The sequence below is a fragment of the Sphingomonas sp. SRS2 genome (assembly GCF_000971055.1).
In the GTDB taxonomy this organism is placed as follows: domain Bacteria; phylum Pseudomonadota; class Alphaproteobacteria; order Sphingomonadales; family Sphingomonadaceae; genus Rhizorhabdus.
In genome coordinates this window covers 1-23,142 of sequence record NZ_LARW01000084.1, presented here as the reverse complement: position 1 = coordinate 23,142, position 23,142 = coordinate 1, and the positions used below count along the sequence as shown (strand labels likewise).

Here is a 23,142-nt window from a genome sequence, read left to right as displayed (position 1 = left end):
ATCGAGCGGCCTAGCCGCGGGTGTATCGAACCTGGCTGATCGGGCACCCGTGGCCGGTTTTCTCAATACCGACTGGAATCCGCGCGATCTTCCCGCGGGTGTTTCCACGCGCAACGTCGTGCTCCGCACCGCGGACGGCGCTGCAACATCGGGCGCGCTCTACGATCCCGGGAATAGCCGCACGGTGGTATGTGTGATGCACCCGCGCGAGTTCATGGCGTGTCACTACGCAATACCCGATATCACGGGTGCCGGCTTTGCGGCCTGGTCCCAGTCGCCACGGTCGGTAGGCAACGATCTGCGCCTGGAGCATGAAACCGCGCTGTTCGATGTCGCTGCCGGCGTGAATTTCCTCAAGGGCCAAGGCTATGAGCGGATCATTCTGCTCGGCAATTCCGGCGGCGCGAGCCTGTACACATTCTACATCCAGCAATCGCTGCTGGATGGTGCCGCTCGGATCGACAAAACACCCGCCGGCAGGAAGACCGGCCTGTGCGATCTGGAAATGCCGCCTGTCGATGGCCTCATCCTGATGGCGCCACATCCGGGGCAGGGCGCATTGCTGATGGGATGTATCGATCCCTCGATCACTGACGAACATGACGCGCTGTCGGTCGATTCGGCGCTCGATCCGTTCAACCCGGCGAACGGCTTCGTCGAGCCGCCTGCGACGTCCCATTATCCGCCGGAATTTGTGGAAATCTACCGAGCGGCGCAGCGGGCGCGTATCGCCCGTCTCGATGATACCGCGCGCGCCATGATCGCGACACGCCGGGAGGCCAAGGGCGGGATCAGCCTGGATAGTCGGAAGCTTGCGGGTCACACCCCCGTTCTCACGGTCTGGCGCACCGACGCCGACCTGCGGTGCTTCGATCTGTCGATCGATCCGTCTGACCGGAAAGTCGGCACCCTTTGGGGACGCAATCCTTTCAATTCCAACTATGGCGCGGTGGGCTTCGCTCGCTTCTGCACCCCCGAATCCTGGCTGTCGACCTGGTCCGGACTGTCCTCCAACGCCGCGCTCGGGAAGACCGCGCCGTCGGTATCGATCCCGTCGCTGGTGATTGAATATACCGGCGATGCTTCGACCTTTCCGGGGACGATCCGAGGCATCGTGGAACTGCTCGCCACCGACGACAAGACCCACCTGCGCATTCGTGGCGATCACCACGGGCGCGCATTGTCCCGTGACGAAGAGCCGGGGCGCTATGCGGCCGGGCGCGCCATCGCAGCCTGGCTTTCCGATCGGTTCGACCGTTGATGGAGGATATGATGCAGCCGCCCAAAACCGTGGGGATCAACCATAACGCGTTCGTGATGTGGGATCCCGCCGCGACGGTCAAATTCTACCGCGACATATTGGGTTTTCCGCTGGTCCACGCGATCACCGCCAAGGGGTGGGGTCAGGACGATCATGCTGATTTCGCGCATGTCTTCTTCGATATTGGGGGAGGCAATTATGCCGCCTTCTTCTATTATTTCGATGTTGAAGCGCGCGATCAGCGGTCGAAGGATTATGTCGGCAATGGCCGGCACATGGCGCTCCACTGCGACACCGAGGAGGGGTTGTCGGCATGGCATGCCCATCTCAAGGCGCATGGGGTGAACGTGTCGCCCCCGATCCGGCATGAGTTGATCGAGTCGATCTATTTCACCGATCCCAACGGCTATCCGCTTGAGATCACCCGCCCGCTGCGTCCGATGGCGGCGATTGATGCCGCGGATGCCGAACTGACTGTCGCTGCGCTTCTGGAGACGGTGGCGACGGGCAATCCCAGCTCCGCCGACATGTGGCGCAGAAAGGGCCGGATGGTCGCGGCAGCCCTCGGTCAGGCAGCGTAAGGGGGACGATATGGCGACATTATTTGTTCTCAATGTGCCTGAATTCGAGCCGCTTCGGCTCGCCTCCGCCAGCAACCCCGATATCGGGGTTACGGAGCTATCGCATTATACCCGTATCGAGGCCAAGGGTGACCTGCTGCTCCGGCGGAGGGACGCCGGGCTTGGTAAGGCGGTCTGGTACGGCGCGCTCACCGGCGGGTATCTGGGCACGGTCGTCCGGTTCGACGACGACGAGCTTCGCATCTCCGATGACTGAGCGGATATCAGGTGTGGCCTATCCATCAGAGGCGGAGTCCGAATCCTATATCGCGCAAGGCGCGTGGCACCGCTCGACCGTTGGCGATGCCCTGCGCGCGACGGCAGCTCGTGTGCCGCAGGACGTGGCGCTTGTCTGTGGTGACGAACGGCTGAGCTATGCCGAATATGACGAGCAGAGCGAGCGGCTGGGCGGCGCACTGCTGGCGCTGGGCCTGAAACCGGGAGACCGGGTAATTTTCCAGATGGGCAATGCGATCGAGACGGCGATCGCATTGCTGGCCTGCTTCAAGGCCGCCCTGATCCCGGTATGCACGTTGCCGCAGCATCGTGAGATGGAGATCGGCACGATTTCCCGCCTCACCGGCGCTGCGGGATATTTCGTCCAGAGGCGGGCCAGCAGGAGCTTTGATCTGGTCGGCTTCGCCCGGGCGATGGCCGAAGGCCATCCGACCTTGCGGCATTTGATCGTCACGGACGGGTTACCGGATGCAGGAGATCCGACGATCGCGTCCCTCGTTCGAGACATACCGCACGCGGAAGCCCGGGGGCGGCTTGCCGAGATCGCGATCGCGCCCGACGACGTTCTTGTATTCCAGCTATCGGGCGGCACCACCGGAACTCCCAAGGTCATTCCTCGTCTGCATGGGGAATATCTTGGCTATTGTCAGGCGTGGACCGACATGATCGGCCTGAAAGCCGAGGACCCTGGATTATGGGCACTGCCGCTGATTCACAACGCGGCGATGATCTACCATCTGGTCCCCGCGCTGATGCAGGGCCGCAAGCTCGTCCTGATGGAGCGCTTCGACATCGTCGAATTCTTTCGCACTATCGAACGTGAACATGTTGCGATAACCGGCAGCATAGGGCCGATCGCCGCGATGATCCTCGATTATGCGGATGCCGCCAGTCACGATCTATCGTCCATCAAGCTGTTCACGACGTTGAGCCGCGCGAGTGCGATCGAGGCCCACCTCAACGTCCCGGTCGTCAATGTCTATGGCATCAGCGAAGGCGCCCTGACGGCATCAAGCCCTGATGATCCTGTCGAGGCACGCCACAATTCGGTGGGCCGCCCGGTGTCGCCCTTCGATGAGTTCAAGCTGCTGGCCCCGCGCAGCGATCAGGAGGTTCCGCCGGGCACAGCCGGGGAGCTCGCCTTCAAAGGGCCGTCAAGTATCCGCGGCTATTTTGGCAGCACCGAAGCGTCGCTCAGCGCAGATGGCTTTTTCCGTACCGGAGATCTGATGAGCGCCCGGACGGTGGGTGCGAGCACCTACTTCGCGTTCGAAGGGCGCATCAAGGACAATATCGACCGCGGTGGGGAGAAATTCGGCCCGGAAGAGGTCGAGAATATGATCGTCCGCCATGAGGCGATCGCCGACGCGAAGGTCGTCGCGATGCCCGATCCCGTTTATGGCGAAAAAGCCTGCGCGTTCATTGTGCCTTATGCGGGCAAGCGATCGCCCGATGTCGATGCCCTGGCACATTTCCTCGAAACGCTCGGCGTAGCCCGGTTCAAGATCCCCGAGCGGATCGAGATCATAGATTCCTTTCCCTTGACCCGCGTCGGCAAGATCGACCGCGCTACCCTGCGGCGGATCATCGCTGAGCGGATTGCGGCGGAAAGCCATTCGACGCCGATGGAGCAGACCATATGACACAGCGTATCTTCCGGATCGGGCAGATCGTCCCGAGTTCCAATACCACGATGGAAACCGAGATTCCGGCCATGCTGCTACGGCGGCAAAAGGAGTTCGCGGAACGCTTCACCTTTCATTCCAGCCGCATGCGCATGAAGCATGTGACCAAGGAGGAACTGGTCAAGATGGACGGCGATTCCGATCGCTGCGCCCTGGAACTGTCCGATGCCCGCGTAGATGTACTTGGCTATGCTTGCCTCGTGGCTATCATGAGCATGGGTCACGGCTATCATCGGATTTCAGAAACGAGGCTCCATGGCCGCACTGTGGAAAACGGGGCGCCCGCTCCCGTCGTCACAAGCGCAGGAGCGTTGATCCACGGGCTTAGTACGCTGAAAGCGCGCAAGATCGCGATCGTTACGCCCTATATGAAACCGCTCACCAAGCTGGTCGTGGACTATATCGAAGCCGAGGGCTTCGAAGTGCTCGACAGCATCTCGCTCGAGATATCGGATAATATCGCGGTCGGTGCGCGCGATCCGCTCGCCTTGGTCGATATTTCCAAGAAGCTGAACATTTCGGGCGTTGATGCAGTAGTGCTGTCCGCCTGTGTGCAGATGCCCTCGCTGGCTGCCGTTCCCGAGGTGGAACACAGGCTGGATGTCCCTGTCATCTCGGCTGCGATCTGCACGGTGCATCAGATGCTGGAGAAGCTCGGCCTGGACCAGGTTGTGCCCGATGCCGGAGCATTGTTGTCGGGCGCGTTCGCAACCTCGGCGCCCGTGGCGTTGGCCGGATCCTGACCGGTACCAACTCCATCCCGCTCGGCCGATTGACGAAGGAACGACCGATGACCGAAGTCGCAAAAATCTCCCATTCCACGACCTCGCTGGCGCCGCTCGAGTTGTGGGAAGGCAATATGTTCAGTCTTGGCTGGCGGGCGGGCGAAACGGGCAGCCAGTCGGTGATCGAGAAGGCTACCGGTGAAAGCCTCGGCAATGTCGCAATCGCCAGTGTAACCGATGTCGCGCGCGCCGCAGAGGCGGCAGTCCACGCCCAGGCCGTGTGGGCAGCGGTTCCCGGACCGTCTCGCGGAGACGTGCTGCGCCGTTTTTCTGATCTGATGCTCCAACATGGTGATGAGATTGCCGATTGGATCGTGCGCGAATCCGGGTCGATCCGCGGCAAGGGTCAGTGGGAAGTACATACGTCCGCCCGCGAGGTGCTTGAAGCAGCGGCGCTGGGGAGCCAGCCGATCGGGACGCTTCTTGCGAGCGCCGATGGCGACCGGCGCAGCATCGCGCGGCGGATTCCGATTGGCGTCGTCGGGGTGATCACGCCCTGGAACTCGCCCTTCCTGCTGGCCTGCCGCGCACTCGGCCCGGCGCTTGCAACGGGCAATGCCGTCATCCTGAAGCCCGACCCCCAGACGCCGGTGTGCGGTGGTGTGCTGCTGGCGAGGCTTCTGGAGATGGCGGGCCTTCCCGATGGGCTGTTCCATGTCCTGCCCGGTGGTGTGGAGACCGGTGAAGCCCTGGTCGTCGATCCGCTTGTGCGGATGATTTCCTTCACCGGCTCGACGCGCGCGGGCCGCCGGGTGGGCGCGATGGCGGGCGAGCAGCTTAAACGGGTCAATCTCGAGCTTGGCGGCAACAATGCGTTTGTCGTGCTCGAGGATGCAGACCTCGACCGGGCGACGAGCGCCGGTGCTTGGGGTGCATTCTTCCACCAGGGGCAGATATGCCTCACCGCAGGCCGGCACCTTGTCCATGAAAGCGTAGCTGCGGCCTATGCGGAGCGCCTTGCGGTGCGTGCAGATCGGATGGTGGTAGGTGACCCCTTCCGGGGAGAAGTCCATCTCGGTCCGCTCGTCAACGAACGTCAGGCAGAAAATGTCGACCGGATCGTCGCGGAAACGTTGGCACAAGGCGCTACCCTTATCGCCGGCGGGACACGAAACGGCCTTTTCTTCAGGCCGACCGTACTCGCGGGCGTGCGGCCCGGGATGCCGGCCTTCGAAGAGGAGATCTTCGGTCCGGTGGCTCCCATCATAACCTTCTCGACGGACGATGAGGCCGTCGCGCTGGCCAATCAGACCGCTTATGGCCTGGTCGCGTCGATCGTATCCGCCAATGAGGCGCGCGCCCGGCGTCTCGCCGACAGGATCCATGTGGGCATCATCCATATTAATGACCAGACCGTGCTGCACGAGGTCTATGGACCGATTGGCGGCGTGGGTTCCTCTGGCAATGGCGGCAATTACGGCACCGGCGTAAACGCCGACCAGTTTACCGAATGGCAGTGGGTGACCACGCGGGACACCGTTCCAGCCTACCCGTTTTAGCCGGTGCTGCCGGCGTCGGGCTATGCCTAGAGAGCCAATATAATGCTCATTTTCTCAAAGCCGCCACGATGGCGCCTCGGCCAAACACAACTCACTGTGATGTTGCCAATGCGTATGCGCGCGGGAGGGGTCTGATGTCGGTACATTCGGTTGAGCAGGCGCTGTGGGAGATCTGTACCCAACCGGCTAACGGCGCGGTCCTGCGCGGCGATCCTGAAGCCTTCTTCGACGGCCGGCCGCTCGACTCGTATGAAAAATCGATGATCTCCGAGCTGAACGTCCGCGGGCTCGCGGCCTACGATGTCAATCAGATGCTGATCATGATGACCTGGAACATTCTCGTCGGACCGGAAAAGATCGGGGAATATCTGGCCCGGCTCAACGCTCCGGCGTCGAGCTGATACCAACAATCGGAATTGGATTTATCATGGCCGAAATAGTCGGAGGCTTTCTGGTTCCACATGTGCCGCTGATCTCGTCGGAGCCGATGATGGCGCCTGAGGACAAGCGGCGAGCGGTGTCTGACAGCTTCGCGCACTTGCGTGATCGGCTCAAGGCGCTGGAGGTCGATACCGTGGTGATGATCGGTGACGACCATTATACCATTTTCGGGCCGCAAAACCTGCCTCGCTGCCTGGTCGGCATCGGAGAGGTTGAAGGTCCTGTCGAGCCATGGCTTGGGATTCCGCGCCAGAAGGTCCCTAACGATGGCGCGTTGGCGAGCCACATCATGAACTTCGGCTTCGACAACGGCGTCGATTGGGCGGTGTCGAAATCCCTCGTCCTCGACCATTCAATCATGGTGCCATATCATCTTGGCGTCGCGGGTTCGCCGGACATGGCGATCGTGCCTATCTATCTTAGCTGTGCTGTCGAGCCGCTGATATCGAGCGCCCGCGCCCGCGCGATCGGAAAGATCACCGGGCTGGCTGTGCGCAGTTTTCCCGCTGCGCGACGGGTGGCGATCGTCGGGACCGGCGGTCTCAGCCATTGGGTCGGCATGGCCCGTATGGGCGATGTCAACGAGGCATGGGATCGCGACGTGATCCGCATGGTCCAGGCGCATGACCTGGAGGGCCTTATCGCATTGCGGGACGAAGACATCATCGCTCAGGCCGGAAATGGCGCGCTCGAAATCAAAAACTGGATTTTTGCGATGGCGGCTGTCGGACAGATGCAAACCGAAATCATCTCGTACAACGCAATTAACGAATGGGTGACGGGCTGCGCGTTTCTCGAACTCGTCGCGGCGTAACGAAGGAGAGGCAATGCCCGTTCTCGATTTCTATTTCGATTTTATCAGTCCGTTCGGATATCTGGCCCGGCATCGTCTCGAGCGCCTCGGCGCGCGCTTCCCCGCGGCTGAGATTCGCTATCATCCGGTTGATCTGCCGCGCCTTAAGCTGGCGGCAGGGAATAATGGGCCGACTAATCGCCAGATCCCGACCAAAATCCGATATCTCACCACTGATCTGGCGCGCTGGGCAGAGCGATACGGCATCAGTATCGTGGCGGCTCTGCCTGGTGCCGATACCGCAGGCGTGAATAAGGGCCTGTTCTTTGCTGCTGATCGCAACGCGAGCCATCGCTATGTCCGGGAGGTGTGGCACGGCATCTGGGGTGAGGGCCGGGATCCTGGGGATGAAGCCTTTTTGCATGACATGGCGGCCCGACTGCAATGGTCCCAGGCCGAGTTTGTCGCCTTTGTAGGGGGCGGTGAAGCCGCAGAGCGCTACGAAGCCAGCAACGTCGATGCCGTCGCCAAAGGTGTGTTCGGGGTTCCGACCATTATCGCCGATGGCAAAATGTGGTGGGGCAATGACCGGATCGACTTTTTGGAGGAATATCTGGAGGCGGCGGCCTGACGGGCGAGCGCCCGATGTGGCGGCCTGACGGAAAGCCTGGTTACATTCGTCGAAATTGAGTGTCAGCACGACAAAACTGCAAAGAAATGCCTCATTATCCACAGTCAAAATTCTTTCAGATAATGTCCTCGTACAGTACATTTTAGGAAGAAGGACAGTAGAAATCTCACTCGCTCAGTTGGGCGAGTGAGATGGTTTATGGATCGTCGTTTTCCGCCGAGAGGGGTTTCCGCGGAAGAAAATATAAAGAACTATTGGGAGGGAACACATGGTATTAGGCAATCTCGATCGTGCAGTCATCGGCCACGCCGCGGTGAAGGCGATGCTTTGCGCGTCGGTGTCAGCGTTGATGCCGGTGGCGGCCTACGCCCAGGCTGTGCCGTCAGGTGCTCAACCATCCGCGGCGGAGACCCAGACGGCCGAGGTCGCGGCTGACGATGCTGTGCCCGGAGAAATCGTCGTTACCGCGCAGCGCCGGGCCGAGCGGCTGACCGACGTGCCGATCACCGTGTCGGTACAGTCGGGCGCTCAGCTCCAGGCGGCCGGCGTCACCGATAGCACGGGACTGGTCATGGTCACGCCGGGGCTGCGCATGGAACGGCTTGGAGTCTACACCCAGCCGTCGATCCGCGGTGTCACGGCGGCATCCACTGCGCCCGGCGCCGAAGCCAATGTCGCGCTGTATGTCGATGGGATATACCAGCCCAATCAGGCCGCGAATAATATCGACCTTCCCGATGTCGTCCGGGTGGAAGTGCTGAAGGGGCCGCAGGGAACGCTGTTCGGGCGCAACGCCACCGGCGGCGCGCTGCAGATATTCACTCGCGATCCGGAATATACGCCGAGCGGGTCCTTCACTCTCGGCTATGGCCGCTTCAACGAATTCCTGGCCAAGGGCTTCGTGACCGCGCCGCTGATCGACAATCGACTCGCGGTGAGCATCTCCGGCCTGTATCAGGATAATGACGGCTGGATCCACAACCTGCTCAATGGCGGCAAGCGCGAAGGCAAGGTGCAGTCGCGCCTTATCCGCGCCAAGATGCTCTACGAGCCCACCGAAGATCTGAAGTTCGTGGTCGGCGGGCAATATTCGCACCGGATCGACAACAGCCTGTTCCTGTTCGCCGCGCTCGACGGCAATACCTCGGGGAAGTCGCTCGGAGGTCCGATCGCTACCGAGCCGTACACCACTTCGGTCAATTTCCCGTCGCTGCTGGATGTGAAGAGCTGGAATGCGTTCCTGAAGGCCTATTGGGCGATAGAGGGCGTCGGCACGCTATCGACCCTGTCCGCTTATCAGAACTCCAAGATCCGGGTTTCCGCAGACGGTGATTCCAGCCCGTCTGAGATCGTAAGTTTCGCGACCTATCAGCCCGACAAGAATTTCACTCAGGAGCTGAACTTCTCTTCCGAGAAGTTTGGTGCGGTGCAGATCGTCGCCGGCCTGTTCTACTATCGGGACAATTCGGGCTACGCATTTGGCGTGGGCAATACGCTGGGCGTGCCGGTAGAGATCCCGGGCGACGAAACGGTGCGAGCCTATGCGGCCTATGCCGAGGCAAATGTCAGCGTCACCGACCGGCTGACGGCGATCGCGGGCGTTCGTTATTCCTATGAGCGCCGTACCGTACAATATACCGGCGGCATCTCTGCGCTCATCGCCGGCACGGATCTTCACAAGAAGCATTGGGATGCGATCACGCCACGGTTCTCGCTCAAATATGCGGTGGCACCGCGCACCAACGTCTACGCCACTTACAGCCAAGGTTTCAAAAGCGGCGTCTACGACCTCAACAGCTTCGCTACGATCCCAGTCAACCCGGAAAAGATCAAATCATATGAGGTCGGGTTCAAGACGAGCAGCCGGATCTTCGACTTCAACGTCGCCGCGTTTCTGCTGAACTATTCGAATCTCCAGGTGCAGTTCAACAACGGCCTGTTCGACGCGCTGCAGAATGCGGGTTCGGCGCGCAACTATGGTCTCGACGCCGATGCAACGGTGCGGATCACGCCTGATTTCAGCCTCAACGGCGGCCTGTCGTTGCTGCATGCGCGGTATCGGCGGTATAACCCCGCCAGCATCCTGGTGCCCATCACCAATGGCGCGGGCGTACCGATCGGCGGCAATGTCGTCATCCCCAACGCCGATCTGAGCGGGCAGCAAGTATCACGAGCGCCCAAGTGGACACTGAACCTTGCGGCCACTTACCAGCATGAGTTCGAGTTCGGTAAGCTTGGCGGATCGGCCAACATGTATCACACCGACGACGTTCCGCTCGAACAGAGCAACCGCGTGCGGCAGAAGCAATATACGCTGTTTAACGCGCAGATCTGGTACGAACTGCCAGCTTCCGGCCTCCGGTTCACCCTGTGGGGCAAGAATCTGAGCAACAAGGCAGTAATTCAGAGCAGCTTCATCACATCGGCTACCGATGGCGTCTCTTATGCACCGCCGCGGACCTACGGCGCGACGGTTCAATATTCGTTCTAGAGCCGCCTTTTTTCCGGCGATCAGGCGACGACAGGAGACATGCAGATGGCCAAAATCTTCACCCAGGAAAGCGCGTTCATTTGCAAATTCGTGATCAAAGAAGGTCGCCGGGAAGAGTTTCTATCGGTGTTCAATGGGCTGTGGCAGAGCTTTATCGACGTCATGGAACGTGACACCAATTTCATGTTCTATGGCTGGGCCCGCAATCCCAATGAGCTTGTCCTGATTGAGTCCTGGAAGAGCCAGGAAGCGACCGAGCAGGTGCGCAACACGGAGCGCTTCAAGGAGGCGATACCAAAGATGATCGATTGCTGCTCCGAGCCGATGACGTTGCAAATGCTCAGTGGTCTGGAGAGTGATCGAAGCATATTCGACGCGTTTCCGGCCGGCGCGTCCAGTCATCATCCGAGCAGCGGCGAGCTCGAGACACAATTCCTCTAGCGGCTTTCGGTGTTGATGGGCCGACGCGCCAATCAGCACCGCCTGCGCGAGACCAACGATGCTGACCCACATTCTCAAGCCGATTCAACTTGGCACCGCGCAGATCAAAAACCGCGTGGTGCGAACTGCCCATGGCAGCTATCTTGGTCGAGGCATAATGGGCGACGACCTGATCGCCTATCATGCGGCGCGTGCGCGCGGCGGGGTAGGGCTTTCCATCATCGAGATCCTCGCCGTGCACTGGAGTACTCCATCGACGATCAACGGTTTCGCGCCGAATATCGCCGATGGCTATCGTAAGCTGGTCGATACCGTTGCGCCGACGGGGATGAAGCTGTTCCAACAGCTGTGGCATGGAGGGCATAACGCCCTGCCGGCGGACGGGAGCCCGCCATGGTCCGCATCGGATTTGCCCAGCCCGATGTTTGGCCAGGTGCCAATTCCGATGACGAAGGCGATGATCGATGAGATCGTCGGCGCCTATGCAGATATGGCGCGGCGCTGCGAAGCGTGGGGTCTCGATGGCGTCGAGGTCCACGCGGCTCATGGCTATCTGATCGCACAATTCCTGTCCCCGTCGACCAATTTTCGCGATGACGACTATGGCGGTTCCTTCGAGAACCGGCTTCGTTTTCTCGAAGAGATTCTGAACGCGGTGCGCGCGTCGGTGTCCAGGGGATTCCCGGTTGGGGTGCGCGTGGCGCCCGAGGAGATCGAAGGCGGCATCAACGTCGCCGAGACGCTGCGGATCGTACAGGCGCTGGAGGATCGTGGGCTTGTCGATTATGTGAACATATCTCTCGGCAATTACCAGAATTTCGCCAAGATCATCGGCGGCATGCACGAACCGGCCGGATATGAATTGCCGACGAGCACCCCCATCGCCCGCGCGACCGGCTTGCCAACCATCGTCACCGGGCGGTTTCGTACCCTGGAGGAAGGCGATCAGGTCATCCGCTCGGGCGAGGCTTCGATGGTATCCTATGTGAGAGCGCTGATCGCTGATCCTGATCTGGTGAACAAGACGGCCGCGGGGCATCCTGAACAGGTCCGGCCGTGCATCGCTTGCAATCAGGGCTGCCTGGGGCGCGTGATGGAGGCGCCCTATCATCTGGGCTGCGCGGTCAATCCGGGCGTTGGAGCGGAACTCAGGGTAGGGGATGACAGGCTCGTCCCGGCCGTGATGCCGAAGCGCGTGCTGATCGTCGGCGGCGGGCCGGCGGGGATGGAGGCGGCGCGCGTGGCCGCCTTGCGCGGCCATAAGGTTACGTTGACCGAGGCCACCGCAGATCTCGGCGGCACCATCATCGCTGCATCCCGCGCGCCGATGCGACATGGGCTGCGCGATTTCACGACCTGGCTGGAAGAGGAAGTCTATCGGCTCGGCGTCGAAGTGCGGCTTTCCACCTACATCGAGGAAGGCGATGTGGACGCGGCGGAATGGGACGCGGTCATCGTGGCGACGGGCGCGCTTCCTCGGATGGACGGGGTTCAGAACTCCAACCCAGGGGCTCCGATTCTGGGCATGGAGCAGTCGCACGTTCTCTCGAGCAACGACCTGTTTCTTGGCGGTCCGCATATGCTGGGCAGCAGCGCGGTCGTGATTGACGACAGCGGCCACTATGAGGCACTGGCCTGTGCGGAACACCTGGCCGGCCAAGGTCTCGCGGTTGCTCTGGTGACGCGCTTCACCTCGCTCGCGCCGCGCATGGAAAGTCCCCAGATGGTCGAGCCGGCGTTGCAGCGTATGACGGGGACCGACTTTACGGCACATCTGCGCAGTCGTGCCCTGCGGATCGACAAGAACTCGGTTCATATCGGGCCGGTCTACTTCCGATCCAATGGTGGTCCCACGACCGTGTTGCCCGCCGACACCGTCATCTTCGTGTCGCAGAACCGTTCTGACCGGGCGCTGTTCACCACGCTTGCCGGCCGTTGTGCGGACGTCCGACTGGTCGGTGACGCCAATTCACCGCGCCAGCTGCCGATCGCCGTTCAGGAGGGGCACCTCGCGGGCGCGTCCGTTTGATATAATCTGGAGAGAACAGCATGAAATATGTTCGCGGAACTGCCCATTTTACCGGAGATGTCGCCGTTTCTGCTGACGCGTTCTGGACGATGCTGCGCGATTGGCCGGCGGTAATGAAATGGACTCCCACCGAGGATAAGCCGGCGCCGCTGCTCAATGTAACGCTGAAGGACGGCGATGACGTCAATATGCTGCCCTGCACGCGGATCATGCATTTCGACACCTCGACAGGCTTTCCGCCGACTTTCGAGGAGACTTTGCTTTACGCCTATCCCGAGGCACGCCGGATTTTCTACACATTCAATGGCGTGCCCGATGGTCTGACCAACTATATGGCCACCACCTTCGTCGATGCGTTGAGCGAAACCAGTGCGCGCGTCACGTGCAGCGCAATGTTCGATGTCGCGGATGCGGCCTCGCTTGAAGACACCGTGACTTTCCTCGAAAATGTTTATGAGCGTTCGATCATCAGGGGTATTGAGCGCGCGGTGCAACGCGAAAGAGGCTGATGCGCATCGCCTTCGCAGAGCTTCCCTCAAGCAATCGCAATATGTGGAAAGGCTATAATTCGATTATCGAATATTATTGGACGGAATTTCCATCGTTATTAATATTCGGGGGAAGCGACGCTTTGGCAAGCGCGCCCACAAGCGCGCCCAGAAGCAGCAAAACGGTTCTGCATCATCAGCGTGTATAACAAGGTAAAGATATGCAACAGCCGGCCGCGAAATTACACCCGACGCCAAATATGGTGCATCATACCGCCTATATAACCTATGATGCCAAGGCCACGGTGGACTTTTATACGCGCGTCATGGGATTGGAATTTTGCAGCGCCGTCATGGACAGCCGGCTCCCATCCACGGGCGAGCCAATGCCCTATTTCCACATTTTCTTTCGGTTGCTCGACGGTTCGCACATCGCCTTTTTCGAGTGCCCGGGGATTCCCGCGCGGCAGCCGGTCCCGCATCTCGCCCATCACGTATTCAACCATCTGGCACTTGAGGTGGACAGCCGGGAGGATGTCGATGCCTGGGCGGAGTGGCTTACATCGCAAGGTGTCGTGATCGCCGGGCCGATCGATCACGGGATCATCTACAGCGTTTATTTTTCCGACAATAACGGGCTCCGGTCCGAAATCACGACGACTCTCGATCCGACCTGGAACGACCACCCTCAAGAGGCCGCCAGAGATCTGGCGCTCTGGGAGCAGGTCAAATCAGAGGCCACGGAAAAAGGCAGTGATGTGAGCAAGGCATTGTTTGACGCGATCGAGCGTGAGCGCGCCTTGGGTAATATTACCGTACACGGATAGCAGCGCGGCACTGCCTGGCGCGGGACGGGCGTCCGTACCATAGCCTGTGTCCTCGCTGTCAGGACGAACAGGCGGTGTAGCCGGCCTTAGGCGCGACCATTCGGCGCTCAGTTGTGTCGGGGCGACATCAATCGATTCCAGCCATCGCCCGGCTGCGGAACAGGCAGGCTCAATCGCCTGGCTATTTCAGCGGTGAGCGGGTTGTGGGTATGGGCATCAATGATCTCGCCCTGATTGCGCGCCGTGAAGTTGGCGCTTGCGCGGATGAAGATGATCGCGAACCGCACAAGCGCAAGAATTTCATAATATTCGATATTATCCACCCGGCGCCCTGCTGCCTGCTCATAGGCCGAAATTATCTGAGCTCGGTCCGGAAGCCCTGGCAGGCGTGATACCCCACGCAAGCGACTGTAAAAGCTATCGAACATGAGAAACCACGCCAGGTCGATCTCTCCCGGGCCCAGGCACGCCATCTCCCAGTCCAGAAGTGCGGTCACGCGCAGGTCGGGGCCAAATAAAGTATTGGCGGGGGTAGGGTCCCCCCACAACAGCCCGACGGGTGCCGCGGCCGGCCGATTACGGCCTAGCCAATCCAGTGCCTCGCGGATCGTCGGCTGTTCATCACCATCGGCGGCCCAGTCTAACCAGCGCGCGATATGATTGAGATATTGCTCGAGCCCCGGAGCGCCCGCGTCGAGCTGCCCCATGAACTCGAATCCGTTCCGCCACGCTAGGCGGTGGACCGCGGCTATCGCTTCGACATTATTGAGCCACACGCGTTCCCGCTCAGCCGGGGCCAGGTCGACGAGCCAACCGGATAGGTTATAGTTCGGAACCTGAGGAAGCACGCGTCCGGGCATACGTTTCATAACGAAAAATGGAACGCCCAAAACGGAGCGATCCATCTCGATACCAAGAAGCTCGGGAACAGCTATCCGGGAAAAGGCAGATAGGGCTTCGACGACCCTATACTGCCAGCGAAGATCGGCGTTCAGGAACAGTTCCATGCCTTCCATCTGGCAACGGAGTACCAGTTCTACCCTCTTTCTCGATCCATTGGCGTTGCCCTGCACATCAAACAAGATCGTTTCCGCTGACTTGCCGGCGCCTGGGCTCGCATGGCTTGTGATCTCGATGTCGTTCAGCCCGGGAAGCTTGTTCACGAGCCAATCCCTCAGCGGCCCGAGAGCTTCAGGAGTAAAGCATTTCGCCGACACTTTTTTCTCCGCTTGATATTGGCGCGGCAATCGGGGGGATCACCAGGCCGTCAAAGATGTTCGCGCACAGCAAACCATCAGTTCATCAGGTCGATCTTTGCCTGGTCACTGCGAAACGCGCACGATGATTTTCCCGGCGGGGCTGGCGCGCTGCAGTGCCCATGCCGACGATATCTGACCAAGGTCGAACCAGACGCAATCGACCGCCATTCGCCCTTTTCGGGCCAATAGCAGGAGATATTCCCATGCGGCCCGGCGCTCGGCCGGCGGGCGATAACCCGTCCCGACGGCATGAAGCGTGCGGCGGGCGATATCCCCCCCGTTAAGCGTTACATCATCGCCGCCGGCGAGATTCACGCAGATTATCCGTGCATGATATCGGGATGCCCGCAGCGCGGCGCGAAGGGGGGCGCCGAACACCGCGTCGAAGATGACGGTAAATCCTTCACCCGCGCTGTCTTTCAAAGATTTCTCGTCGTCGCCGAGACCCAATTGGACGATATCATCGACGATGCCGCGCTCTCGAAGCCTGAGGAGCGGCTGCAGGCTACGCGCGGCGGCGACAATCCGTCCCGCCCCCATGGCTCGCGCGACCTGCGCCGCTACCTGTCCAACCGGTCCGGTGGCGCCTAGAATGAGCACATTGTCCCCAGGCATAATATTGGCTTGCCGGAGCGGAATTAACGCCCCGGTGCCAGCGATCGCGAGGGCGATTGCCTGTCCTTCGTCGATATCCGGGGGAAGCGGCCAGACCTCTTCCTTGGGTACGATCGTCCATTCGGCCAACGCGCCGCAGGATGGAATAGCGTGCCCGAAATAGACCCTGTTTCCGTCAGCTAGAAGGGCAACACCTTCGCCCCCCGGAATGTAGGGAAGCTCCGGCGCTTTATAGATACCGCGCGATCGCAATATATCGGTTGGCTGCAGTCCAGCCGCCAGGACTTTCAGCTTGTAACAGCCATCTTGCGTATCCGGCTCGGTCGCGTAGCCGACCGCAGGCGTCCCTGCTCTTTCCGTAATCATGGCGGCGCGCATGGCTATCCAGTCCTCGTCGCTGCGAAATCGGGCGGGTCGAGCACCGCAACGAGAAGGATGCGCCGCTCGAGCCTCAGAACAGCACGGCCGTGGGCGGAAGACCGACCAGGTTGCGGCCATATTGCTCCAGCGCCGCGTCGATATCGAAGCCGACATGCGTCGATTGGACCGCGACGTCACGCATCAGCCGCTGCAGGGGATTGTCCAGAAAATGGAGACTGGAGCCTGCCGACGCGCAGGCGGTGGTGATCGCCTCGTGGCACCGGTGAAGTCCTTCGGCGATCTGGGCGCGCCAGCGCAACCGCGCCGCAAGCTGCTCAGCCACGCTCAACGACCTGTATCCGGGCATTTCCTGCGCTGCCTGACGGATGAGTAATTCGCCCGTCCGGGCTAGAAGGTCGGCTTTTGCAAGGCGTGCTTGCGAAAGCGGCTTTTCGACCTGGGCAACGGTTTCGCCGATCCATTTATGCACTGCGAGCCTTTTGGCTATTGCGGCGACGGCCTCCTTGGCCGCGCCTATCGCGGAAAGCGATGCGGCAAAGGACAGGAAGGGCATCGCCGGGAAATCATAATTGGTGCTTTCGTGCCGCTCTGCGGCGCCACTTTCAGCGTTGAAGATGGGTGCCAGCGGCGTTGTCATATGATGCGGCACGAAGATGTCTTCGACCATGATGTCGTGGCTTCCGGTCCCCCGCATGCCATCGGTATGCCAGGTATCAATTACGGTCCCCTGGCTTGCCGGAAATAGCGCCATCCTCATCTCCGGCCCATCTGGGCCATGAGCGAGCACAAAGCCGACGATCCAGTCCGCATGCATGACGCCCGTTCCAAATTTCCACCGGCCGCTTATCCGATAGCCCCCCTCGACTGGATCTGCCTTGCCCGCGGGATTTGTTACGACAGGCGCAAAGACATAGGGAAATCCCCCGCCCCATGTTTCCTGGAGGGCCTGTTCGGGAAAATGACCCAGCAACCAATTGTGCACAGCGACGAAGGACGCCACCCAGGCCGTCGAGGTGCACGCCTCGCCGATTGGGATAGTGGCAAGGGCATATTCATCGGGGGTAGCGCCCAGACCACCATATTTTTTGGGGATCAGAAGGTAGAAATAGCCACTTCGGCGAAGCGCGGATATTACCTCATCCGCAGGGCGGCGCATTTCTTCGCTCGCGCGCGAATGCTCGCGGATCAGAGGTTGAAGAGCGACCATCCGCTGCCGAATGATGTCTGGCGTCAGTTCTGCCAGCTCCGCGCGCGTAAGCCAGTCATCCCCGGGAGAATAACAGGGCTGAATGATGCTTGTCGGCAATTCGCTTGGCATATTGTTCCTTCTGATTTCAGCACGGCATGGGTATATTATGCTGCGACATCAGCGTGAGGCCGAGCGGTCTGCAGGATTCCTTAGGCCGTCTCTCCGATCGCCCAGATATAAGGCATGCCCACGGTGATTACACAGCGCGTAGAAATGCAGTCAAATAATATAAACTGATCACATAATGCGTCGATTGCATGTGTTTCTGGGTTTCTTCGGCGAAAGTCGGCTAAGCTACGTTACGATCGTGGACTGTACCCATCCTCGCACGCTCTTCGGTCCTGTGGCGCCGTACTGCAGGGGAAACTGTCGTTATTCATCTCTGGGCCAGCCCGGATTAAGTCTCGTGATAATGCATAATATCTATTGTCTGATCACGATAAATTATTTGACCGCATAGGGGCGGATCCGTAGAAAAATAAGCCTCTGGCAGCTGCGTTGCAGAACGGGGCTCTCAGCTCGATTATTAGGCTGGGGCGGATATGCGAGAGGACGGCACTGCGCGACGAGCCATCTCGCGACCTCCCTTTGTATCAGCGCCCATGGGCCTGGATACCTGGCAACAGATAGTCCCAATAGACCAATGAACCCGGTCGGCTTCGGCTGCTCGGCCCAACATTATGATCTGTCAGATCTCATTACCTTGATGTTACCGGAGAATAGAATGACACGGTCCTCGCAGCGAATGCGTTTTGGAGCATTCATAGCGCCTTATCACTTGCTCAAAGAAAATCCGACGCTTGCGATTGAACGCGATCTGGAGCTGATCGCTCTTTTGGACAAGCTGGATTACGACGAAGCGTGGATGGGGGAGCATCATTCCGCCGGCACCGAACTTATCGGTAGTCCAGAGGTTTTTCTGGCCGCTGCCGCGGAGAGGACCAAGCACATTCGGCTCGGCGCTGGCGTGGCATCACTGACGTTTCATCACCCGTTGATCGTGGCGGACCGCTTCTCCCAACTCGACCATCAGACGCGTGGCCGCATCATATTGGGCGCCGGGCCGGGGCAGCTTCCCTCGGACGCATCGATGATGGGCATAAAGAGTACCGATCAGCGTCGTATGATGGTGGAATCTCTGGAAAGCATCATCCAGTTGCTCGAAGGCGAGGTTGTCTCCCGTGACACCGACTGGTTCAAATTGCGCGAGGCCCAGCTCCATCTTCGCCCCTATCAGACCCCGCGTATGGAAATAGCGGTTGCGGCGTCAGTCACGCCGTCGGGCCCGGCGCTTGCTGGCCGCCTCGGCTTGTCGATGCTGTCGCTCGCTGCGTCGAGCGTTGCCGGTTATTCTGCGCTCCCGGAGCATTGGCACATTTGCGAGAGCGAAGCAGCGAAGCATGGACAACATGTTTCGCGCGATCGCTGGCGGGTTGCCGCACCGATGCACATCGCGCCGACACGTGAACAGGCATGGGAAGAGGCCAAGGAAGGCACCTTCGAATTCGTGAAATATTTCTGCAGCCTCTTGGGGGATTTTGCCCCGCCTTCGATGACTCAAGTCGCCAACGCCGATGACGCGATCAAATTGTGGACCGGGGAGGGCTTGGGAATGTTCGGCGTCCTGATGGCCGGCACGCCCGACGACGCGATTGCCTATATCGAAAATCTACAGGCCCGATCGGGAGGCTTCGGAACATTTTTGTTTCTGGCCCACAATTGTGCGTCGTTCGACGCGACCCGGCGCTCCTATGAGCTTTTTGCGCGCTACGTCATGCCGCATTTTCAACATTCCAACACCGCGCGGTATAATTCTCTGGCATGGGTGGGCGCCAACGCGCCGGCTTTCATCGGCGGCCTTACCCAAGCCCAAGAGAAAGCCGTGCTCGATTACGAAACGAAAAAATAGCGGCGGGTCATACCGTCGACAGAACCCGAATGTGGCTCAGTTTTATGGGTAAGCTTCGGACATATTAGCTCTTGTGCTCACGGGCACAGTGCTGACCATATAACCGATGGAGAGATTATGAGCGACGACACTATAGCGACTCTCGAGAACCTTCTCGATCGCGAAAAAATCCGGCAGAACATCGCCCGCTATGCGCGCGGCGTGGATCGTCAGGATATGGCGCTCGTAACCTCGACCTATTGGCCGGAGGCGTGGGATAGTCACGGCATGCTGGAATGCACAGGCTATGAGTTCTGTGAATCTCTGGACGCCATTTGGCCCACGATGCGGATGAACCACACAATCGGCCAGTCCTACATCGAATTGCGGGGTAATTTTGCCAATGCCGAAACCTATGCTTTTGCTTACCATCGGATTGGTGAGGGCGGTGCAACCAAAGATGTTTTCATCGGCGCTCGATTTGCCGATCGCATCGAAAAGCGCGGCGACACATGGAAATTTATCCACCGCGCCGTGATGTATGACTGGTATCGCGACGTTGGCCCAAGCGTTCCGTGGGATGACAGCATCTTTCCGTTCGCCAATATGCCGCAGCAAAGCTTCGGCGCGACCAAGGACGATTTCAGCTGGACGGTTCTTGCCAATTCCCCGCTCGAGCGGGGAGCGGAAGAGCGGAACGCCGATTGGCGGCCGGCCCTATAAATATTGGGCATCCTTCGGGATTCGTGAAGACGAAGACTAGGAACAAGCTGTAAGACTCCATCACGTGCGCGTAGTCGCGTACGTGATGTTTTCATTTTTGGCCCGGAGCTTCTGCGTCAGACTTGGAGCCTGCTCATGAGCGGCGGGCGGCCGAATGATCGCGATATACTCGCATGATGCTGATCCGATGGGAGGTCGGCCAGTTGCGCAGCTTTCCCGGCCTCTATTCCAGCCTGGCTTGCAGCCGTGGTCTGGCGCGACCATGCCCTGTGCGTGGATCTCCCAATTGCCCGGGCGAGGCGGGATATCAGATTATTGCAGCTCTCCGTTCCGGTCCATGTGACGCCTTCGCCATCAACGAATGGCGCAAACACGCCAATGTAGCGGGTGCCTCTCCTGGGCCGGATACCGATCGAGGGCGGGATGGCATCGCGTGGTGCCCCAGCGCCGTAACATTGCGGTGTTAGCCGTGCCCTAAATAGCGATACCGCCATTGGCACGGTCGGATCGGTGACGTGACACCAATCGACCGGTGACAATGGCGGTAAGCTCGCCCTACTTTTGAGGGGCGATCAAATCATGCGGGTCTAAAAGGCGAAGCCCAGGGTCAGGCCATATGTCCGGGGAGCGCCACCCGTGAAGGGATAACCCGCCGGTCCATTTTGCGCGCCTGCATATTGGACATAATGCTTATTGTTCAGATTCTTCCCCCATACCGAAACGTAGAAATTTCCTTCCGGAGAATATTTGACCTGACCGCTGATGAGGCCAAATTTTCTTTGGTGCAGAAAGTTGTCCGGCTCAAAATAATAGCCGCTATTATACGAATAATCGGCCGTAAAGGTCAGTGTTCCACTGCCGACATCGGCTACATAGTCCACGCCGATATCCCCCGAAAGTTTCGGCGAGCGCGGCATGGCATTTCCGCCAGCCTGGATGCCGATGGGTGGCAAAGTGCCGTAACCAGGTGCCGGAGCCGGAGGATTGGAAGGCGCGCAACGGATCGTGCAATTGCCCGCCGCATCGAGTTCGCCATAGACCTTGTATTTCGCGTTGAGATAGGTCCCGTTGATCCGGAGCGTGAGGCCCTTGGTAATAAGCGCCGTGATGTCCAGGTCGAGGCCCTTGACGCGAGCACTGTCGGCGTTCGAGAGGATCACCGCTGCCGTAGCGAGCAGCTGAACCTGCGGGTTTTTAAGTTGGTAGTAGAATGCCGACAAGTTCAACCGCACCCGATGATCGAGCAGGTCACTCTTTAAGCCGACCTCATAGGCATCCAGTACCTCAGGTTCATTATGCGAGCCGAATGGAATAATATTATAAGCAAGCGACTTAAATCCCCTGCTCATCGACGCATATAGCAGGGCATCATCGTTCAGCTGGTAGTCCGCTCCGGCTTTGAATGTTACCTTCTTCGTACTCGCAGTATCGGTGACTGTGCCGGCGGCCGTCAACGGAGCGCCAGGTGCAGTCGAACCTCCCGATCCCTTCGCCTTGTCGTAGGTATATCGCAGCCCACCGGTCAGCGACAATTTTGGAATGATCTCGTAGCTGGCCTGGCCGTAGCCAGCGTAGGAATCCGCTATCTGCTTTCCATAGGTATCAAAGCCTGGACCAAAGATCGTTCCGCGGAACTCCACGCCCGAATAGGCTTGCAGAGAATGATAATAATAGAGGCCAGCAACCCATTTCAAAGGGCTGTCCATTAAGGATGATAGCTGCAGTTCCTGAGTAAACTGCTTCGTCTTCGCAGGTAGGACGATATCGAAATCCGGACGCGGCGAAAAGTCGCCATCGGTTCTTCCGTAACTTGTGCTGTGGATATAGGCCGTCGTGCTCGTCAGTTTCGCGAATGACAGTTCCTGTTCTGCTTTCAACGAGACCAGCCACTGTTTAAAGCTCGTAAAGGATTCGATATCATCGGTGCGGTCGAAAAAGCCCACGGTGGGCGTTTGAACGAAGGGGGCGGTGAAGGTTCCGTGGGTCGTGCCGGGGAAGGTGCCGCCCTGGAAACTAGGCTTCGAGTAGGAATATGCCGCGCCGACCGTAATTTTGGTTTCGGTTGACGGTTCAAACAACAGCTTCGAACGGGCGGTATAATAATCGGCATAGCCGTTACGCGCACCCGTCACAACATTGCGGCCATATCCATCGAACTGCTTGTTGGCGCTCAGCGCCAAGTCGATAGCGACTGTCTCGCTCAGCCCTGTCGAGGCATAGAGATCGCCATTGACAGTCTTGTAATTTCCATAGCTGATATTGCCCTTGAGCTTCTGGCTATGGGATGGATCCGCTGTGATCAGTTGGATGACGCCACCGCTGGCGTTGCGGCCGAAAAGCGTGCCCTGCGGGCCTTTCAGAACCTCCACACGGGCGATATTGCCGAGCGCGAAGGCGCCGCTAGGCACCGTCGTATAATATACGCCGTCGATATAGACTGCGACACTCGACTCGTTACCGACGGCCGCGCCCGAATTGCCGATACCGCGCAGGAATGGCTGCACCGATCCGTTCTGCGAGCCAATTTGCAGGCCCGGCGTTATGAAGGTCAGTTCGGCAATGGATTTGACGCCTCGCGCGGCCAGGGTCGCGCCCGTGAAGGCGGCAATCGGCACTGGCACTTTTTGGAGGCTTTCCTCGCGCTTCTGCGCGGTAACGACGATTTCGCCAAGCTGGTTATCACTGGCTTCAGTCGCTGAAGTCGTCGCTACACTCTGAGCTGACGCTGGTGCGGTGATCGCCGCCATAGCCGACGTGCAAAAGAGTATTGATAGGTGTCTTTTTCTCATGAGCATATGT

20 protein-coding genes and 1 pseudogene are annotated in these 23,142 nt (G+C 59.5%); 16 read left to right on the top strand and 5 right to left on the bottom strand.

Annotated features, from left to right (window positions below; translation table 11 throughout):
- Positions 1-49: 49 nt before the first annotated feature.
- The 14 genes from WP12_RS10430 (at position 50) to WP12_RS10360 (ending at position 14,228) form a co-directional block, all read left to right on the top strand.
- On the top strand, positions 50-1,261 hold the full coding sequence (locus WP12_RS10430; RefSeq protein WP_200894490.1) for a hypothetical protein: 1,212 nt from the start codon (positions 50-52) through the stop codon (positions 1,259-1,261).
- An 11-nt stretch (positions 1,262-1,272) separates the two neighbouring features.
- Positions 1,273-1,842 carry a VOC family protein gene (locus tag WP12_RS10425; RefSeq protein WP_160299205.1) on the top strand — a complete coding sequence of 190 codons (570 nt, stop codon included), beginning with the start codon at positions 1,273-1,275 and terminating at the stop codon, positions 1,840-1,842.
- Positions 1,843-1,852: 10 nt separating this feature from the next.
- Entirely contained in the window at positions 1,853-2,098 is a 246-nt protein-coding gene (locus tag WP12_RS10420) for a hypothetical protein (protein ID WP_152663951.1), read from the top strand.
- Between the two features lie 13 nt (positions 2,099-2,111).
- Positions 2,112-3,761, top strand: a complete 1,650-nt coding sequence (locus WP12_RS10415) for an AMP-binding protein (protein ID WP_200894489.1) — start codon at positions 2,112-2,114, stop codon at positions 3,759-3,761.
- 50 nt (positions 3,762-3,811) lie between these two features.
- Positions 3,812-4,546, top strand: a complete 735-nt coding sequence (locus WP12_RS10410; RefSeq protein ID WP_200894488.1) for a maleate cis-trans isomerase family protein — start codon at positions 3,812-3,814, stop codon at positions 4,544-4,546.
- Between the two features lie 47 nt (positions 4,547-4,593).
- Positions 4,594-6,087, top strand: a complete 1,494-nt coding sequence (locus WP12_RS10405; RefSeq protein WP_046193650.1) for a benzaldehyde dehydrogenase — start codon at positions 4,594-4,596, stop codon at positions 6,085-6,087.
- 134 nt (positions 6,088-6,221) lie between these two features.
- Complete coding sequence (locus tag WP12_RS10400) at positions 6,222-6,488, top strand: hypothetical protein (RefSeq protein ID WP_046193649.1); 267 nt, start codon at positions 6,222-6,224, stop codon at positions 6,486-6,488.
- A gap of 26 nt (positions 6,489-6,514) precedes the next feature.
- Positions 6,515-7,342 carry a protocatechuate 3,4-dioxygenase gene (locus WP12_RS10395; RefSeq protein ID WP_046193648.1) on the top strand — a complete coding sequence of 276 codons (828 nt, stop codon included), beginning with the start codon at positions 6,515-6,517 and terminating at the stop codon, positions 7,340-7,342.
- A 13-nt stretch (positions 7,343-7,355) separates the two neighbouring features.
- The gene (locus WP12_RS10390; protein WP_046193647.1) at positions 7,356-7,952 is read left to right on the top strand and encodes a 2-hydroxychromene-2-carboxylate isomerase; all 597 of its coding nucleotides are present in this window, start codon (positions 7,356-7,358) and stop codon (positions 7,950-7,952) included.
- Positions 7,953-8,220: 268 nt separating this feature from the next.
- Positions 8,221-10,443 carry a TonB-dependent receptor gene (locus tag WP12_RS10385; RefSeq protein WP_046193646.1) on the top strand — a complete coding sequence of 741 codons (2,223 nt, stop codon included), beginning with the start codon at positions 8,221-8,223 and terminating at the stop codon, positions 10,441-10,443.
- A gap of 45 nt (positions 10,444-10,488) precedes the next feature.
- Entirely contained in the window at positions 10,489-10,884 is a 396-nt protein-coding gene (locus WP12_RS10380) for a putative quinol monooxygenase (RefSeq protein WP_160299204.1), read from the top strand.
- Positions 10,885-10,942: 58 nt separating this feature from the next.
- Positions 10,943-12,913: an oxidoreductase gene (locus WP12_RS10375; protein WP_046193644.1), complete on the top strand. Its 1,971-nt coding sequence runs from the start codon at positions 10,943-10,945 to the stop codon at positions 12,911-12,913.
- Between the two features lie 20 nt (positions 12,914-12,933).
- Positions 12,934-13,422, top strand: a complete 489-nt coding sequence (locus WP12_RS10370) for an SRPBCC family protein (RefSeq protein ID WP_046193643.1) — start codon at positions 12,934-12,936, stop codon at positions 13,420-13,422.
- 200 nt (positions 13,423-13,622) lie between these two features.
- Positions 13,623-14,228, top strand: a complete 606-nt coding sequence (locus WP12_RS10360) for a VOC family protein (protein ID WP_046193641.1) — start codon at positions 13,623-13,625, stop codon at positions 14,226-14,228.
- A 107-nt stretch (positions 14,229-14,335) separates the two neighbouring features.
- On the opposite strand, the gene WP12_RS10355 is transcribed toward WP12_RS10360, so the two are convergent.
- From WP12_RS10355 to WP12_RS26455, 4 genes and pseudogenes are all read right to left on the bottom strand, one after another.
- Positions 14,336-15,391 (bottom strand): phosphotransferase family protein, encoded by a 1,056-nt coding sequence (locus tag WP12_RS10355; protein WP_046193640.1) that lies wholly within the window; start codon positions 15,389-15,391, stop codon positions 14,336-14,338.
- Between the two features lie 159 nt (positions 15,392-15,550).
- The gene (locus WP12_RS10350; RefSeq protein ID WP_160299203.1) at positions 15,551-16,468 is read right to left on the bottom strand and encodes a quinone oxidoreductase family protein; all 918 of its coding nucleotides are present in this window, start codon (positions 16,466-16,468) and stop codon (positions 15,551-15,553) included.
- A gap of 85 nt (positions 16,469-16,553) precedes the next feature.
- Positions 16,554-17,177 carry a hypothetical protein gene (locus WP12_RS25805; protein ID WP_235399091.1) on the bottom strand — a complete coding sequence of 208 codons (624 nt, stop codon included), beginning with the start codon at positions 17,175-17,177 and terminating at the stop codon, positions 16,554-16,556.
- Between the two features lie 294 nt (positions 17,178-17,471).
- Positions 17,472-17,639: pseudogene (locus WP12_RS26455) on the bottom strand (acyl-CoA dehydrogenase family protein); the annotation flags it as partial.
- Positions 17,640-18,456: 817 nt separating this feature from the next.
- Here WP12_RS26455 and WP12_RS10340 point away from each other — a divergent pair.
- Together WP12_RS10340 and WP12_RS10335 are read left to right on the top strand one after the other, a co-directional pair.
- Positions 18,457-19,641, top strand: a complete 1,185-nt coding sequence (locus WP12_RS10340) for an LLM class flavin-dependent oxidoreductase (RefSeq protein ID WP_046193637.1) — start codon at positions 18,457-18,459, stop codon at positions 19,639-19,641.
- Between the two features lie 117 nt (positions 19,642-19,758).
- The gene (locus WP12_RS10335; RefSeq protein WP_052730309.1) at positions 19,759-20,343 is read left to right on the top strand and encodes a nuclear transport factor 2 family protein; all 585 of its coding nucleotides are present in this window, start codon (positions 19,759-19,761) and stop codon (positions 20,341-20,343) included.
- Between the two features lie 587 nt (positions 20,344-20,930).
- Here the strand turns inward: WP12_RS10335 and WP12_RS10330 are convergent.
- Positions 20,931-23,090, bottom strand: coding sequence for a TonB-dependent receptor (locus WP12_RS10330; protein WP_052730308.1), 2,160 nt, complete (start codon positions 23,088-23,090; stop codon positions 20,931-20,933).
- Positions 23,091-23,142 lie beyond the last annotated feature (52 nt).

Coding starts and splice junctions, on each gene's coding strand:
- WP12_RS10425 (WP_160299205.1), top strand. CDS start 1,273: ATGCAGCCGCCCAAAACCGTGGGGATCAACCATAACGCGTTCGTGATG.
- WP12_RS10420 (WP_152663951.1), top strand. CDS start 1,853: ATGGCGACATTATTTGTTCTCAATGTGCCTGAATTCGAGCCGCTTCGG.
- WP12_RS10410 (WP_200894488.1), top strand. CDS start 3,812: ATGGAAACCGAGATTCCGGCCATGCTGCTACGGCGGCAAAAGGAGTTC.
- WP12_RS10405 (WP_046193650.1), top strand. CDS start 4,594: ATGACCGAAGTCGCAAAAATCTCCCATTCCACGACCTCGCTGGCGCCG.
- WP12_RS10400 (WP_046193649.1), top strand. CDS start 6,222: ATGTCGGTACATTCGGTTGAGCAGGCGCTGTGGGAGATCTGTACCCAA.
- WP12_RS10395 (WP_046193648.1), top strand. CDS start 6,515: ATGGCCGAAATAGTCGGAGGCTTTCTGGTTCCACATGTGCCGCTGATC.
- WP12_RS10390 (WP_046193647.1), top strand. CDS start 7,356: ATGCCCGTTCTCGATTTCTATTTCGATTTTATCAGTCCGTTCGGATAT.
- WP12_RS10385 (WP_046193646.1), top strand. CDS start 8,221: ATGGTATTAGGCAATCTCGATCGTGCAGTCATCGGCCACGCCGCGGTG.
- WP12_RS10380 (WP_160299204.1), top strand. CDS start 10,489: ATGGCCAAAATCTTCACCCAGGAAAGCGCGTTCATTTGCAAATTCGTG.
- WP12_RS10375 (WP_046193644.1), top strand. CDS start 10,943: ATGCTGACCCACATTCTCAAGCCGATTCAACTTGGCACCGCGCAGATC.
- WP12_RS10370 (WP_046193643.1), top strand. CDS start 12,934: ATGAAATATGTTCGCGGAACTGCCCATTTTACCGGAGATGTCGCCGTT.
- WP12_RS10360 (WP_046193641.1), top strand. CDS start 13,623: ATGCAACAGCCGGCCGCGAAATTACACCCGACGCCAAATATGGTGCAT.
- WP12_RS10350 (WP_160299203.1), bottom strand. CDS start 16,468: ATGATTACGGAAAGAGCAGGGACGCCTGCGGTCGGCTACGCGACCGAG.
- WP12_RS25805 (WP_235399091.1), bottom strand. CDS start 17,177: ATGCGGGGGACCGGAAGCCACGACATCATGGTCGAAGACATCTTCGTG.
- WP12_RS10340 (WP_046193637.1), top strand. CDS start 18,457: ATGACACGGTCCTCGCAGCGAATGCGTTTTGGAGCATTCATAGCGCCT.
- WP12_RS10335 (WP_052730309.1), top strand. CDS start 19,759: ATGAGCGACGACACTATAGCGACTCTCGAGAACCTTCTCGATCGCGAA.
- WP12_RS10330 (WP_052730308.1), bottom strand. CDS start 23,090: ATGGCGGCGATCACCGCACCAGCGTCAGCTCAGAGTGTAGCGACGACT.